Source organism: Streptomyces parvus (assembly GCF_032121415.1).
GTDB lineage: Bacteria > Actinomycetota > Actinomycetes > Streptomycetales > Streptomycetaceae > Streptomyces > Streptomyces globisporus_A.
This window is the reverse complement of record NZ_CP135079.1, coordinates 3,480,602-3,496,122: the sequence shown is the minus strand read 5'-3', so window position 1 is coordinate 3,496,122 and position 15,521 is coordinate 3,480,602. Positions and strand designations below refer to the sequence as shown.

Annotated in this window: 10 protein-coding genes; 4 read left to right on the top strand and 6 right to left on the bottom strand. The window is 70.7% G+C overall.

From position 1 onward, the window contains the following. Positions 1-9: 9 nt before the first annotated feature. From cydD to hisC, 4 genes are all read right to left on the bottom strand, one after another. Entirely contained in the window at positions 10-3,534 is a 3,525-nt protein-coding gene (cydD, locus tag RNL97_RS16625) for a thiol reductant ABC exporter subunit CydD (RefSeq protein ID WP_313750873.1), read from the bottom strand. An 87-nt stretch (positions 3,535-3,621) separates the two neighbouring features. After that, the gene (gene cydB / locus RNL97_RS16620; protein ID WP_030579384.1) at positions 3,622-4,623 is read right to left on the bottom strand and encodes a cytochrome d ubiquinol oxidase subunit II; all 1,002 of its coding nucleotides are present in this window, start codon (positions 4,621-4,623) and stop codon (positions 3,622-3,624) included. A gap of 16 nt (positions 4,624-4,639) precedes the next feature. After that, positions 4,640-6,151, bottom strand: coding sequence for a cytochrome ubiquinol oxidase subunit I (locus tag RNL97_RS16615; RefSeq protein ID WP_030579387.1), 1,512 nt, complete (start codon positions 6,149-6,151; stop codon positions 4,640-4,642). A 253-nt stretch (positions 6,152-6,404) separates the two neighbouring features. Further along, complete coding sequence (gene hisC / locus RNL97_RS16610) at positions 6,405-7,484, bottom strand: histidinol-phosphate transaminase (RefSeq protein ID WP_030579390.1); 1,080 nt, start codon at positions 7,482-7,484, stop codon at positions 6,405-6,407. 405 nt (positions 7,485-7,889) lie between these two features. On the opposite strand from hisC, the gene RNL97_RS16605 reads away from it, so the two are divergent. The 3 genes from RNL97_RS16605 (at position 7,890) to RNL97_RS16595 (ending at position 11,387) form a co-directional block, all read left to right on the top strand. Next, positions 7,890-9,002 carry a LacI family DNA-binding transcriptional regulator gene (locus tag RNL97_RS16605; protein ID WP_006126041.1) on the top strand — a complete coding sequence of 371 codons (1,113 nt, stop codon included), beginning with the start codon at positions 7,890-7,892 and terminating at the stop codon, positions 9,000-9,002. 159 nt (positions 9,003-9,161) lie between these two features. Then, positions 9,162-10,358 (top strand): metallophosphoesterase, encoded by a 1,197-nt coding sequence (locus RNL97_RS16600; RefSeq protein ID WP_243316350.1) that lies wholly within the window; start codon positions 9,162-9,164, stop codon positions 10,356-10,358. 204 nt (positions 10,359-10,562) lie between these two features. Next, positions 10,563-11,387 carry a hypothetical protein gene (locus RNL97_RS16595; protein ID WP_030579396.1) on the top strand — a complete coding sequence of 275 codons (825 nt, stop codon included), beginning with the start codon at positions 10,563-10,565 and terminating at the stop codon, positions 11,385-11,387. Between the two features lie 90 nt (positions 11,388-11,477). Here the strand turns inward: RNL97_RS16595 and RNL97_RS16590 are convergent, their stop codons facing one another. Both RNL97_RS16590 and thiC read right to left on the bottom strand, forming a co-directional pair. Beyond that, positions 11,478-11,834 carry a DUF805 domain-containing protein gene (locus RNL97_RS16590; RefSeq protein ID WP_030579399.1) on the bottom strand — a complete coding sequence of 119 codons (357 nt, stop codon included), beginning with the start codon at positions 11,832-11,834 and terminating at the stop codon, positions 11,478-11,480. Positions 11,835-12,150: 316 nt separating this feature from the next. Next, positions 12,151-13,941: a phosphomethylpyrimidine synthase ThiC gene (thiC, locus tag RNL97_RS16585; RefSeq protein WP_243314418.1), complete on the bottom strand. Its 1,791-nt coding sequence runs from the start codon at positions 13,939-13,941 to the stop codon at positions 12,151-12,153. Between the two features lie 198 nt (positions 13,942-14,139). On the opposite strand from thiC, the gene RNL97_RS16580 reads away from it, so the two are divergent. After that, positions 14,140-15,486 carry a YibE/F family protein gene (locus tag RNL97_RS16580; RefSeq protein WP_030579404.1) on the top strand — a complete coding sequence of 449 codons (1,347 nt, stop codon included), beginning with the start codon at positions 14,140-14,142 and terminating at the stop codon, positions 15,484-15,486. Positions 15,487-15,521: the final 35 nt, after the last annotated feature.

The window sequence follows — 15,521 nt, the reverse complement described above, 5'->3', positions numbered from 1 at the left end:
CCCACCTCCCTACACACCCGCCCCGACCGTCTCCCGTTCGCGCTCCAGCATGCGGCGCAGCGGCCCGTCCTCGGCGGCGAGTTCGGCGTACGGCCCGCGCTCCACGACCCGGCCGGCGTCCAGCACCAGCACCTCGTCGACCGCCTCCAGGCCGGCCAGCCGGTGGGTGATCAGGACCGTCGCGCGCCCCCGGGTCGCGGCCAGCAGGTCGGCGGTGAGGGCGTCGGCGGTCGGCAGGTCGAGGTGTTCGGCGGGCTCGTCCAGGACGAGTACGGGGAAGTCCGCGAGCAGTGCGCGGGCCAGGGCGAGACGTTGGCGCTGGCCGCCGGAGAGCCGGGCGCCGTGCTCGCCGACGGCCGTGTCGAGGCCCTCCGGCAGGGCCCGCACCCAGTCCAGGAGCCGGGCGCGGGAGAGCGCGTCGCGCAGGTCGGCGTCGGTCGCCCCGGGCCGGGCCAGCCGCAGGTTCTCGCGGATCGTGCTGTCGAAGACGTGGGCGTCCTGGGCGCACAGCCCGACCGAGCGCCGGACCGTGTCCGGGTCCAGGGCGCACGCCTCGACGCCGCCGAGCCGGTACGTCCCCGACGAGGCGTCCAGGAAGCGCAGGAGCACCTGGGCGAGCGTCGTCTTGCCCGAGCCGGATGGTCCGACGACCGCGATGCGCCGTCCGGGCGTCAGCGTCAGGTCGAGCGAGGCCAGCGCGTCGTGCCCGGCACCCGGGTAGCGGGCGCTCAGCCCCCGTACCTCCAGCGGGAAGGGCGAGTCGGGTTCCTCGGCCGGGGCCCCGGGCTCCTGCACGGGTACGGGGGCGTCCAGCACCTCGAACACCCGCTCCGCGCTCCGGGCGACGCGCTGGCGGTACTGCACGGCGAGCGGCAGCCCGGCGACGGCCTCGAAGGCGGCGAGCGGGGTCAGCACCACCACCGCGAGCGCGACCCCGGACAGCCGTCCGTCGTTGACGGCGGGGACGCCGACGGCAGCGGCGGCCACCACGGTGAGCCCGCAGACCAGGGCGGAGAGACCGCCGCCCAGCGCCGTCGCGGCGGCCGCGCGGGAGGCGACCCGGGTCAGGAGGGTGTCGGCCGCGCGCAGCTGCTCCTGCCGGGCGGGCAGAGCGCCCGCGACGGTCAGTTCGGCGGTGCCGCCGAGCAGGTCGGCGACCCGGGTGGCCAGGGTGGCGCGGGCGGGCGCGAGCTGGCGCTCCGTACGGCGGGCGCAGGCGCCGCTGACGAGCGGGACGCCGACCCCGGCGAGCAGCAGGCCGACCGCGAGGACCACGCCCGCCTCGGGGAGCAGCCAGCCGGTGAACCCGGCGGCGGCGGTCCCCACCACGACGGCGGTGGACGCGGGAAGCAGCCAGCGCAGCCAGTAGTCCTGGAGCGCGTCCACGTCGGCGACGAGGCGGGACAGCAGATCCCCGCGCCGGGTGGTGCGCAGACCGGCGGGGGCGATGCGTTCGAGGCCCCGGTAGACGGCGACGCGCAGGCTTGCGAGGAGCTTCAGCACGGCGTCGTGCGAGACGAGCCGCTCGGCGTAGCGGAAGACGGCCCGCCCGATACCGAAGGCGCGGGTCGCGGTGACCGCCATCATCAAGTACATGACCGGCGGCTCTTCGGAGGCGCGGGAGATCAGCCAGCCGGAGACCGCCATGAGCCCCACGGCCGATCCGACGGCCAGGCTGCCCAGCAGCAGGGCCAGGGTCAGTCGTCCGCGCTGGGTCCCTGCCGACGCGCGGACCCGGGCGAGCACCCGTCCCGGGCGGGTTCCGACCGGGGCGGGGGAGCCGAGGGACTCCATGGGGCGGGAGGTCGGCAGTTCGCCGCCGGCGAGAGGCTCCGGGACGGCGGGGCCCGGGGCCGCCAGGCCCGCGACAGGCTCCCCGTACGGCTCCGTACGGGCGTCGGTGCGCGGTTCCAGCGCCACCACACGGTCGGCGACCGCAAGCAGCGCCGGGCGGTGCACGACCAGCAGCACGGTCCGCCCGGCGGCCAGCCTCCGTACGGCGTCGACGATGCCCGCCTCGCTCTCGCCGTCCAGGCTCGCGGTCGGCTCGTCCAGCAGCAGGAGCGGCCGGTCGGCGAGGAACGCCCGGGCGAGGGCGATGCGCTGGCGCTGCCCCGCCGAGAGCCCGGCGCCGTCCTCGCCGAGCGCGGTCAGCACCCCGTCCGGCAGGGCGGCGACGAAGTCGTACGCGCCAGCGTCCCGCAACGCCGTGACGACCGCCTCGTCGTCGGCGTCGGGCCGGGCGAGGCGGACGTTCTCGGCGATCGTGCCCGCGAAGAGGTGGGGGCGCTGGGGGACCCAGGCGATACGGCTCCGCCAGCGTTCGAGGTCCAGGTCCGCGAGGTCCCGGCCACCGACCCGTGCATGCCCCTCGTCGGGCCGGGCGAAGCCCAGGATCACGTTCAGCAGGGTGGACTTGCCGACGCCGCTCGGGCCGACCAGGGCGACGGTCTCCCCCGGCTCGACGGTGAGCGACGCGGCATCCAGCGACGGGTCGGCGCGGCCCTCGTGGCGTACGGTCACGTCCGCAAGCTCCAGCCGCAACGTGTCCGGGACGTCCTCGGTGCCCGGGGCCCGGGGTTCGGTCTCCAGGACCGCGAAGATCTCCTCGGCGGCCGAGAGCCCCTCGGCGGCCGCGTGGTACTGCGCCCCCACCTGGCGGATCGGCAGATACGCCTCCGGTGCCAGGATCAGGACCACCAGGCCGGTGTAGAGGTCGAGTTCGCCGTGGACGAGCCGCATGCCGATGGTGACGGCGACGAGGGCCACCGACAGGGTCGCCAGCAGCTCCAGCGCGAAGGAGGAGAGGAAGGCGATCCGCAGGGTGCGCAGGGTGGCCCGGCGGTAGTCGGAGGTGATCGTGCGGATCGACTCGGCCTGGGCCTTGGCCCGTCCGAAGACCTTCAGGGTCGGCAGCCCGGCGACGACGTCAAGGAAGTGGCCGGAGAGACGGGACAGCAGCTGCCACTGACGGTCCATGCGGGACTGGGTGGCCCAGCCGATCAAGATCATGAACAGCGGGATGAGCGGCAGGGTGACGACGATGATCGCCGCCGAAACCCAGTCCTCCGTGACGATCCGGGCCAGCACCGCCACCGGCACGACGACGGCGAGACCGAGCTGTGGGAGGTAGCGGGCGAAGTAGTCGTCGAGCGCGTCGATCCCCCGGGTCGCCAGCGCGACCAGCGAACCGGTGCGCTGACCGCTCAGCCAGTCGGGGCCCAGCCGCGTGGCCCGCTCCAGGAGCCGGCCGCGCAGTTCGGATTTGACGGCCGCGCTGGCGCGATGGGCGGCCAGCTCGGTGAGCCAGGCGACCAGGGCCCGGCCGAGTGCGACCGCCGCGAGCAGAAGAAGAGGGGTCCGCAGCTCGGTGACCGTGAGCCCGTCCTCGAAGCCGCCCACCACGATCTCGGCGATGAGCATCGCCTGGGCGATCACCAGCAGGGCGCCGACCAGGCCGAGAGCCACCACGGCCGCCAGGAAGAGGCGGGTGGCCCGTGCGTGGTGGAGCAGACGCGGATCGATCGGTTTCACGTGAAACATCCCCCCGGCGGGGTCGGTGAGCTCTGCGGGATCGGGAGCTGCTGCGGGCCTTGCCAGGCCCGCAGCAGCTCACCGGAGTCAGTGCGCGTCGGCGATGTGCTGGGTGCCGATGCGCTTGCGGAAGACCCAGTAGGTCCAGCTCTGGTAGAGCAGCACGACGGGCGTGGCGATGCCCGCGCACCAGGTCATGATCTTGAGCGTGTACGGGCTGGACGAGGCGTTGGTGACCGTGAGGTTCCAGGCGTCGTTCAGGGAGGACGGCATGACGTTCGGGAACAGCGTCAGGAAGAGCATCGCGACCGCCGCGGCGATGGTCACGCCCGAGAACGCGAACGACCAGCCCTCACGTCCCTTGGCGACGGCTCCGATCGCGGCCAGCAGCGACACCACCGCCACGATCAGGGCTCCCATGCTCCAGCCGTCCCCGTTCTCGGCCTGGGTCCAGAGCAGGAAGCCCAGCGCGAGGAGCGCGGTGAGGGGTCCCAGCTTCAGCGCCAGGGCGCGGGCCCGGACCCGGATGTCGCCCGCCGTCTTGAGGCCGGCGAACACCGCTCCGTGGAAGGTGAAGAGGGTGAGCGTGACGAGCCCGCCGAGGATCGCGTACGGGTTGAGGAGATCCCAGAAGTTGCCGACGTACTCCATGTCGGCGTCGATCTTCACGCCCCGGACGATGTTCCCGAACGCCACCCCCCACAGCACGGCGGGGATCAGAGAGGTCCAGAAGATCGCGGTCTCCCAGTTGGTCTGCCACCGCTCCTCGGGCCGCTTGGCGCGGTACTCGAAGGCGACACCGCGCACGATCAGGCAGAACAGGATGATCAACAGCGGCAGGTAGAAGCCGGAGAAGAGGGTGGCGTACCACTCGGGGAAGGCGGCGAAGGTCGCGCCGCCCGCGCTGAGCAGCCAGACCTCGTTGCCGTCCCAGACGGGCCCGATCGTGTTGATCAGGACCCGCTTCTCCTTGCGGTCGCGGGCCAGCAGTTTGGTGAGGACCCCGATGCCGAAGTCGAACCCCTCCAGGAAGAAGTAGCCGGTCCAGAGGACGGCGATGAGCACGAACCAGACGTCGTGGAGTTCCATCTCTCAGCTCCTGTGCTCAGTACGAGAAGGCCATCGGCCGGTCGGCGTCGTCTTCGTCGTGGCCGCCGATCTTCGTGGGCGGGTTGAGGTCGTCCTCGGTGAGTTCCGGCGGCCCGGCCTTGATGTACTTCACGAGCAGCTTCACCTCGATCACGGCGAGCACCGCGTAGAGCAGCGTGAAGACGGTCATCGAGGTGATGACCTCGCCCTGCGAGACACCGGGGGAGACCCCGGCACGCGTCTGCAGCACTCCGTAGACCACCCACGGCTGGCGGCCCATCTCGGTGAAGATCCAGCCCCAGGAGTTGGCGATCAGCGGGAAGAGCAGCGTCCAGAGCGCGACGAGCCAGTAGAGCTTGGTGAGCCTCGGGCTCAGCGCCTTGTTCCGGAACAGGACCAGATGCGGCACCTCGTCCTCGCCGGTCCGCAGCGCCGGTGGCAGCAGGAACTTCTTCCGGGTCAGCCAGAGCCCCAGGAGGCCGAGGCCGAAGGAGGCCATCCCGAAGCCGATCATCCACCGGAAGCTCCAGAACGCGACCGGGATGTTGGGCCGGTAGTCGCCGGGCCCGTACTTCTCCTGCGATTCCTTGTTGATGTCGTTGATGCCCGGGACATAGGAGTCCGGGTCGTTGTTGGCGAGGAAGGACAGTATCCCGGGGAGCGAGATCTCCACGGAGTTGTGGCCCTTGCTGACGTCCCCGTACGCGAAGATCGAGAAGGGCGCCCGCTCCTGACCGTCCCACAGGGCCTCGGCGGCGGCCATCTTCATCGGCTGCTGCCGGAACATGACCTTGGCGAGGCTGTCGCCGCTGACGGCGGTGAGCAGTCCGGCGACCACGACGGTGATCAGCCCCAGGCGCAGCGACGTCCGCATCACCGGGATGTGCTTCTTGTGCGCCAGGTGGAACGCGGCGATGCCGACCATGAAGGCCCCGCCGACCAGGAACGCCGCCGTGATGGTGTGGAAGAACTGGGTGACCGCGGTGTCCTGGGTGAGCACCCGCCAGAAGTCGGTGAGCTCGGCGCGGCCGCGCTCCTCGTTGATCCGGTAGCCGACCGGGTGCTGCATCCAGGAGTTGGCGGCCAGGATGAAGTAGGCGGAGAGGACCGTGCCGATCGAGACCATCCACATGCAAGCCAGGTGGATCTTCTTCGGCAGCTTGTCCCAGCCGAAGATCCACAGACCGATGAAGGTGGACTCGAAGAAGAAGGCGATCAGCGCCTCGAAGGCGAGCGGAGCGCCGAAGACGTCGCCGACGAAGCGCGAGTAGTCGGACCAGTTCATACCGAACTGGAACTCCTGGACGATGCCCGTGACGACGCCCATGGCGATGTTGATCAGGAACAGCTTGCCCCAGAACTTGGTCGCCCTGAGGTACTTCTCCTTCTCCGTCCGCACCCACGCGGTCTGCAGGCCGGCGGTGAGCGCGGCGAGCGAGATCGTCAGAGGGACGAAGAGGAAGTGGTAGACGGTGGTGATGCCGAACTGCCATCGCGCCAGGGTCTCCGGCGCCAGAGCTAGGTCCACGTCGTCAGTCTCCTTACATCGCCGTGGTCACACCGGCACTACGCCCCTTTGATCCCCCTGATTACGGGAGAAAGCAGGGCACGCTTGTGAACGCGTTCACATTCACAAGCAATTATGGCGCACACACTTTCGGGGCCTTCGCCGGGGGTACCCCTTTTCGGTTCCCGCACCGCGTCGCCGGGTCTCCGGCCGCACACAAAGGGCCCCGGACCTCGTCGATCGAGGTCCGGGGCCCTTTGTGTGCGGCCGAGCCCTACAGCTCCGCGCGGAACGCCTCCGCCGCCTTGAGGAACAGGTCGTTGCCCTCGGTCTCGCCGATCGTGACCCGTACGCCCTCGCCCGCGAACGGGCGGACGACCACACCGGCCCGCTCACAGGCCCTCGCGAAGTCGAGGGTCCGCTCGCCGAGCCGCAGCCAGACGAAGTTCGCGTGCGACTCCGGCACCGTCCAGCCCTGGCGCGCCAGCTCCGCGCTCACCCGGGCCCGCTCGGCGACCAGCGAACCGACCCGACCCAGCAGCTCGTCCTCCGCCCGGAGCGAGGCCACCGCCGCGTCCTGGGCGAGCTGGCTCACACCGAAGGGGACGGCGGTCTTGCGCAGCGCCGCGGCCACCGGTTCGTGCGCCACGGCGAACCCGACCCGCAGTCCGGCCAGGCCGTACGCCTTGGAGAAGGTCCGCAGCACGGCCACATTGGGCCGGTCACGGTAGATCTCGATGCCGTCGGGCACGGCGGCGTCGCGGATGAACTCCTTGTACGCCTCGTCCAGCACCACCAGCACATCGCTCGGCACGCGGTCGAGGAACCGTTCCAGTTCGGCTCGGCGCACCACCGTGCCGGTGGGGTTGTTGGGGTTGCAGACGAAGATCAACCGGGTCCGGTCGGTGATCGCCTCCGCCATCGCGTCGAGGTCGTGCACATCCCCCTCGGTCAGCGGCACCTTGACCGAGGTCGCACCGCTGACCTGGGTGATGATCGGGTACGCCTCGAAGGACCGCCAGGCGTAGATGACCTCGTCCCCGGGGCCCGAGGTGGCCTGGAGCAACTGCTGGGCCACCCCCACCGACCCCGTTCCGGTGGCGAGGTGCGAGAGAGGCACACCGAAACGCTCGGACAGCTCGTTCATCAGGCCGGTGCACGCCATGTCCGGGTAGCGGTTGAAGTTCCCCGCGGCGGCGAGCGCCGACTCCAGGACGCCCGGCAGCGGCGGATAGGGGTTCTCGTTGGAGGACAGCTTGTACGCGACCGGTCCGCCGGCCGCCGCAGGCTTGCCCGGCACATAGGCGGGAACGCCGTCCAGCTCGGCGCGCAGCTTGGGGCTCGTCTCGCTCACCGCAGGTCCTCCTCGACCGTCCGTTCACAGCAATACTGCACACCCTATGAGGATTGGCCCCCGCTGCGAATGGCCCGAGCGGGAAATCGACCGCAGTGCCCGGGAATGGGACCTCCCCCGGGGCCGGCCCGACGGCTCCACCCGGGGGAGCACTTCCGGTTCCGGCGCGCGCCGGTGGCTCGCGCCGTGGCGCGCGTCCCCCGAAGTGGTGAGTTGAGACCTCTTCGAGACATCGCACATTCAGCAGGCTGCCACCCTTCCCTACCTGACACATACATGCAGTAACCTTCAACTTCCTTGCATTGAAAGGAAGTTGATGGCACGTGACCTTGCAGAAACGTGCCTGTCAACGTGTGCATATGCGACCGGACCGACCGCCCCTCGGAGCCCTACTATCGGCTCGCCATGACAGCAGCAGGGAAGCACCAGGTGAGCCGGACGGAGACCCCCCGGCGCAGCGGCCGGCCGGGCCGGGCGGGGATCCGTGACGTGGCCGCCGCGGCCGGAGTCTCGATCACGACCGTCTCCGACGCGCTCAACGGCAAGGGCAGGCTCCCGGACGCCACCCGCCGCCATGTCCGCGAGGTCGCCGAGCGCCTGGGCTACCGCCCGTCCGCCGCGGCCCGAACCCTCCGTACGGGCAAGTCGGGACTGATCGGCCTGACCGTGACCACGTACGGGAATGAACCTTTCACCTTCACCGAATTCGCGTACTTCGCGGAGATGGCGAGAGCCGCGACCTCCGCGGCGCTGGCCCGCGGCTACGCCCTCGTCATCCTCCCCGCCACCTCCCGGCACGACGTCTGGTCGAACGTCGCGCTGGACGGAACCGTCGTCATCGACCCCTCCGACCAGGACCCGGTCGTCACCGAACTCGTCCGCCAGGGCCTGCCCGTCGTCTCCGACGGCCGCCCGGCCGGGACGCTCCCCGTCACCGCCTGGGTCGACAACGACCACCGGGCCGCCGTGCTCGACCTCCTCGACCATCTCGCCGCCGCCGGAGCCCGCCGCATCGGCCTGCTGACCGGCAACACCACCGACACGTACACCCGCCTCTCCACCACCGCCTACCTCCACTGGTGCGAGCGGGTCGGCCAGGACCCCGTCTACGAGTCCTACCCGGCCCACGACCCCTGCGCGGGGGCGGTCGCCGCCGACCGGTTGCTCGCCCGGCCGGACCGGCCCGACGCGGTCTACGGGCTCTTCGACCCCAACGGGACCGACCTCCTCGCGGCGGCCCGCCGCTACGGACTGCGCGTCCCCGAGGACCTGCTGCTCGTCTGCTGCAGCGAGTCCACCGTGTACGCGGCCACCGAGCCGCCCATCACAACGCTCTCGCTGAAGCCCCGCCGGATCGGCACGGCCGTCGTCCAGCTCCTCATCGACGCCATCGAGGGGGTCGAGCACGACGGGCCGGTGGAGCAGGTCATACCGACGGAGCTCATCGTCCGGACTTCCTCGCAACGCCGCCCACCACGCACCACGGTCAGCGCGCCACGCTCCCCCAGCGGGGATTGATCGTCTCTTTTCGGACTAATCGGCCGGTGAACCGTGCGTGCGCCCGGATTCACCACCCCTGGTGCGTCACACAGATCGATCCGCATTCCTATGATGGGCGCACGACACCGCGGACCACCTCTACCAGGCAGGGCCCGTCAGGTGTACGGCGGCGCGACGGTGGTGGAGGGGTCGATGACTCAGGGGGCCGGTCAGGAACCCGTGGTGCGGACGGCGACGTTGCGTGACTTCCGGGTTCCGCCGTACGCGCAGACACCCGTGCCACCACAGGCTCAGGGGGCGCCCCCTTCCTCGCTCCCGCCGCAGGCGCCGGATCCGCACCCCTCGGCACCGGGCGCGCCCGTCCCGCCGCCCGCGGCGTCCGTCCCGCCGCACACCCCCGCGCCGCCCCGCCCGCCGCACCCCGGGAACGCGGTCGTGGGCGACGAGCAGCCGGAGGGTTACACCCCGACCGAGCGGGACCTCCCGGTCATCCGCCGCGGCGACACGGTCCAGGTGCAGACGGTCGCCGAGCCGCGCCCCGCGTCCGACGACGGACGCGGCCCGCTCTTCGTCGTCGGCGACGTCCACGGCTACCTGGACGAGCTGCTGGCCGCCCTCGGCGAGCAGGGCCTCATCGACGCCGACGGGAACTGGGCCGCGGGCAACGCCCGGCTGTGGTTCCTCGGCGACTTCACCGACCGCGGCCCCGACGGCATCGGCGTGATCGACCTCGTCATGCGGCTCTCCGCCGAGGCGGCGGCGGCCGGCGGCTACTGCAAGGCCCTGATGGGCAACCACGAACTGCTGCTGATCGGCGCCAAGCGGTTCGCCGACACCCCCGTCAACTCCGGGGCGGGCACCGCCACCTTCCAGGCGGCCTGGCTGCTCAACGGCGGCCAGAAGAACGACATGGACCGTCTCCAGGACGTCCACCTCCAGTGGATGTCCCGGCTCGACGCGGTCGTCGAGGAGGACGGGCATCTGCTGATGCACTCCGACACGACGGCCTACCTCGACTACGGGTCCACCATCGAGGACGTCAACGACACGATCACGGCCATTCTCACGCGTAACGACGCCGAGGAGTGCTGGGATCTCTTCCGCAAGCTCACCAAGCGGTTCGCCTTCCGCGACGAGGGCGGCTCCCAGGCGGTGCGCGAGCTGCTGACGACGTACGGCGGACAACGCGTCGTCCATGGTCACAGCCCCATTCCGTACCTCCTGGGCGAGGTCGGGCCGGAGGAGGGCGAGGACAGCTCGGGTCCCGTGATCAACGGCCCGCACGTGTACGCGGACGGCCTCGCCATCGCCATGGACGGCGGAGTGACCATGGCCGGAAAGCTGCTGGTGGTCCAGCTCCCGCTGCATGACTGACCGTCGGCGGGGAAGGCGCTTCAGGTTCAGTCCGCGCCGACCTCGCCGATCGCCGGGCCCGTCACCGGGTCCAATTCTGGAAACCCCCTGTCACCCCTTGCCGTGAGCGCTCTACCATCGGCCTATCAGTGGCAGGCTCTCCTCCGTTTCCGCCCGATCGCCCGGTCCAACGCGGGCAGCCGGGCACCGACGGAGCATCGGGGGATGCAGATGACAAGCGCTCCGCACCTGCTGGCCGAGGACGGACCCGAGTACGAGCGGATCCTGGGCGACGCACTGCGCCACGCTCACGAACGCCCGGACCTGGAGGGCGTCGGGGACCGGCTCAACACCGAACAGCTGCGCACCATGGCGCTCGGCGCCACGGCGCTGATCACGGCGGCCGCGGCGACCGAGTACGAGCACTACATCAAGGCCCGCGGCGAACTGCGCCGCGCGTCGAACGCCGAAGGCGCCGACGGGCTGCCGGGACTGGACGGGCCGCAGAGCACATCGGCCGGACCGGGCGCCGGCATAGGCGCGGTCATCACGGTCCTGACCCCGCTGCTGGCCGGCACCGCGGCGCTCATCTTCCTGCTCGTCGGCTATCTGCTGAAGGCAGTCAGCCCGTCGCTGACGTTCGGCCGCACCCTGGTCACGGCGGGGTGGTTCTTCGCCTGCGTCGCCGCCGCGGCGATCCTCGTCGCCGCCGTCGGACTGCTCGTCACCGCCCTGCGCAACGGCGCGACGGCCGCGGAGGAGGAGGAACAGGAGCTTCCGGAGGAGGTCGCACGGGCCAGGGAGGCGTGGCGCCACGCCCTGCTGGAGCGCGGCATCCTCCCATTCTTCCGGGACGCCCTGGCCGACCCCACCGCCGGGCCCGCCGCGCGGACCCCGCACCGTTCGCCCAACCGCATCCCGAAGGTCGGGTACAGCAGGCCGGACTTCTCGGGCCCGGACGACGGCCCGGCGGCCGGCCCCCGGCCGACCTTCACCAGCCCCGACTTCACGAGCCCGGACTTCGGCGGCCCGGAGCACCAGCCGGACTGAGGGGACGCGCGGTCCCGGACACACCGCGGGCCGGGGCGGCAAGTGCCGCGCCCGGCCCGGGGGACGCTCCGGACGGACCGGAGCGGTGGATCAGACGGCCTGCGGAGACAGCTTCGGGTTGACGCCGTGCTCGTTCGTCTCCGGCTTGCCCTCGGAGGCGAGGAAGACGAGCAGGACGATGGCACCGACGAGCGGGATGAGCGCGATCAGCAGCCACCAGCCCGAACGGCCGGTGTCGTGCAGACGGCGCACGGCGACCGCGAGCGTCGGGACGAGGACAGCGACGGAGTAGATGTAGGAGATGAACTCCGCGCCGATCACGCTGCCGATGATCGTGAGCACCAGGCTGATGACGAAGCTGATGAGCGTGAACATCCAGTACTCCTTGCGGCGCGCGCGTCCGCTGAAGCCTGCGTAGTTCTTGAGTACGGCCAGGTACCAGTTCATGGTGATTCCCCTCCCCGGGCCCTTGATTCAGGGCCGCCAACTTTCAGCCAAGCAAGCCGGAAAGTAAGCCACAGATAAGGAACGGGTCAAGTCAGTTTGACCCCTGGCCTGAACGTACATAGAGCTGCCACACGACCGTGTCCATACTGTCGCTTAACAAGGTGCCCAATCACGCCAAACAACCGCGAACCAGCCGGAGTTACTTGTAAGGCACGGAACGCCCAGACTCTTCCGACCTCGGACCGGGCCTCGGCGGACCGACGGAGGTGGGCCCGACGGACTCGGCCGCCGGGCCCACCTGATCCGCCCGGAGGGGTCAGTCCGCGATCGGCAGGTAGACCCGGTTCCCCGCCGCCGCGAACTCCTTCGACTTCGCGGCCATGCCCTCCTCGATCTCCTCCCGCGAACCACCGTGCTGACGGCGGATGTCCTGGGAGATCTTCATCGAGCAGAACTTCGGCCCGCACATCGAGCAGAAGTGCGCCGTCTTCGCCGGCTCGGCGGGCAGCGTCTCGTCGTGGAACTCCCGGGCCGTGTCCGGGTCGAGGGCCAGATTGAACTGGTCCTCCCAGCGGAACTCGAACCGCGCGTCCGAGAGCGCGTCGTCCCACTCCTGCGCGCCCGGATGCCCCTTGGCCAGGTCGGCCGCGTGGGCGGCGATCTTGTAGGTGATCACGCCCGTCTTCACGTCGTCCCGGTTCGGCAGCCCCAGGTGCTCCTTGGGCGTGACGTAGCAGAGCATCGCCGTGCCCCACCAGGCGATCATCGCGGCGCCGATACCGGAGGTGATGTGGTCGTAGGCGGGCGCGACATCCGTGGTCAGCGGGCCGAGCGTGTAGAACGGCGCCTCCTCGCAGATCTCCTGCTGGAGGTCGATGTTCTCCTTGATCTTGTGCATCGGGACATGCCCGGGGCCCTCGATCATGGTCTGTACGCCGAACCGCTTGGCGATGGTGTTCAGCTCGCCCAGCGTGCGCAGCTCTGCGAACTGCGCCTCGTCGTTGGCGTCCGCGATCGACCCCGGACGCAGCCCGTCGCCCAGCGAGTACGTGACGTCGTACGCCGCGAAGATCTCGCAGAGCTCCTCGAAGTGCTCGTAGAGGAACGACTCCTTGTGGTGCGCCAGGCACCAGGCCGCCATGATCGAGCCGCCGCGCGAGACGATCCCGGTCTTACGACGGGCCGTCAGTGGGACGTACGGCAGGCGCACTCCGGCGTGCACCGTCATGTAGTCCACGCCCTGTTCGGCCTGTTCGATGACGGTGTCCTTGTAGATCTCCCAGGTCAGCTCCTCGGCCCGGCCGTCGACCTTCTCCAGGGCCTGGTAGAGCGGCACGGTGCCGATCGGCACGGGGGAGTTGCGCAGCACCCATTCACGGGTGGTGTGGATGTTGCGGCCGGTGGACAGGTCCATGACCGTGTCGGCGCCCCACTGGGTCGCCCAGGTCATCTTGTCCACCTCCTCCTCGATGGAGGACGTGACGGCCGAGTTGCCGATGTTGGCGTTGACTTTCACGAGGAACCGCTTGCCGATGATCATCGGCTCGATCTCGGGGTGGTTGACGTTGGCCGGCAGCACCGCCCTGCCCGCCGCGATCTCCTCCCGTACGACTTCGGCCCCGACGTTCTCCCGGATCGCCACGTACTCCATCTCCGGGGTGGTCTCCCCCCGTCGGGCGTACGCGAGCTGGGTGACGGGGCGTCCGTCGCGGCTGCGGCGCGGCTGCCGCGGGCGGCCGGGGAAGACCGCGTCGAGGTTGCGCAGTCCACCGCGCGGCGAGGTGTGCTTGACCCCGTCGTCCTCCGGGCGGACGGGGCGTCCCGCGTACTCCTCGGTGTCGCCGCGGGCGATGATCCAGTTCTCCCGCAGCGGCGCGAGGCCCCGGCGGACATCGGTGTCGACGGCGGGATCGGTGTACGGCCCCGACGTGTCGTACAGCGTCACGTCCTTGCCGTTGGTGAGGTGCACCTGTCGGACCGGCACCCGGAGGTCCGGGCGGGAGCCCTGGACGTACCCCTTGTGCCAGCCGATGGACTTCCCGGCCTCGTCGCCCTCGTTCTCGGCGTTCTGTTTCGAGGCAGGCGTGCGTGCGTCCGATGTGGTCATGAGACCTACTCCCTACGCCGGCATTACCCGGTAACAGGTTCGGCGGTCGGCGCAGCGTGTCCCGTACAGATGTACGGCGATCTCAGCGCCCTCTCAGCCCGGTGCTCCGAGCTCCCGCGTGTGCAAAAGTGCCTCCACGCTAGCGTCCTTTCCGGCGAGCTGACCAGAGGGCCCTCCCGTTCTTGCGATGATCGCCCCGTGACCTCCCCTCAAAACGACCCCGCATCCCAGCCGCCCCAGGGCCACACCCATGCCCACACGCACAGCCACGGGCCGGCCGCCCCGGTCTCCCGGCATCTGCGCAAGGTCATCGCCGCCGTGGTGATCCCGTTCGCGACGGCGGTCGTCGTCGGCCTGATCGCCTTCTGGCCCGGCGGCGCGCCCGACCACGAGCGCACCGGTGTCGGATTCGACCGGCAGACCCAGGACGGCAAGGTCGTCCAGGTCGTCAAGGTCGACTGCGCGGACGTCAACGCCGCGCAGGTGCCCCCGACCGGTGACACCTCCACGCCCTCGGGGCGGGAGGCCGTCAACGAGCAGGAGGGGGAATGCGCCAAGGCCACCATCGAGGTGACCAGCGGCGACGACAAGGGCCGCAGGTTCGTCGAGGTGGTCCAACCGGACGCGCCGCGCCAGCTGAAGGAGGGTCAGGGCGTGGTCGTCGCGTACGCCCCCGACGCGCCGCGCGACCTCCAGTACTCCGTGACCGATGTGAACCGGAAGGTCCCGATGGCTGTGCTGGCCGGGATCTTCGCTCTGGCGGTGGTCCTGGTCGGGCGGATGCGCGGGGTGATGGCTCTGGTGGCGCTGGCCGTGTCGTTCGCCGTGCTGACGCTGTTCATCCTGCCGGCGATCCTGCAGGGCTCGAACCCGCTGGTCGTGGCGGTGATCGGGGCCAGCGCGATCATGCTGGCGGCCCTCTACCTGTGCCACGGGGTGACGGCCCGAACGTCGGTCGCGGTCGTCGGCACGCTGATCTCGCTGCTGCTGATCGGCCTGCTGGGCTCCCTGTTCATCGGCTGGGCCAGCCTCAGCGGCAACACCGACGACAACACCGGCCTCATCCACGGCCTCTACCCGGACATCGACATGAGCGGGCTGCTGCTGGCGGGCGTCATCATCGGTTCGCTCGGCGTGCTCGACGATGTGACGGTCACCCAGACCTCCGCGGTCTGGGAACTGCACCAGGCCGACCCGGAGATGGGTTGGAAGGGGCTGTACCGGGCAGGTATCCGCATCGGGAGGGACCACATCGCCTCGGTGGTCAACACCCTGGTGCTGGCGTACGCGGGCGCGGCGCTGCCGCTGCTGCTGCTCTTCTCCATCGCCCAGAGCAGTGTGGGGACGGTGGCCAACAGCGAATTGGTCGCCGAGGAGATCGTCCGCACGCTGGTCGGGTCGATCGGGCTGGTCGCCTCGGTGCCGGTGACCACGGTGCTCGCCGCGCTGGTCGTCTCCGCGGACCGCGCGGGGTCGGGCGGCGCACAGGCGGCTACGGCCGCACCCGCGCGGACCGGCCGGGGCCGTCGCCGTAAGACGGGGTGACGGGCCGCCGGGACGCGGGGGCGAGCCGAGGGGAC

Coding starts and splice junctions, on each gene's coding strand:
- RNL97_RS16595 (WP_030579396.1), top strand. CDS start 10,563: ATGCAGATGACAAGCGCTCCGCACCTGCTGGCCGAGGACGGACCCGAG.
- cydB (WP_030579384.1), bottom strand. CDS start 4,623: ATGGAACTCCACGACGTCTGGTTCGTGCTCATCGCCGTCCTCTGGACC.
- RNL97_RS16590 (WP_030579399.1), bottom strand. CDS start 11,834: ATGAACTGGTACCTGGCCGTACTCAAGAACTACGCAGGCTTCAGCGGA.
- RNL97_RS16605 (WP_006126041.1), top strand. CDS start 7,890: ATGACAGCAGCAGGGAAGCACCAGGTGAGCCGGACGGAGACCCCCCGG.
- thiC (WP_243314418.1), bottom strand. CDS start 13,941: ATGACCACATCGGACGCACGCACGCCTGCCTCGAAACAGAACGCCGAG.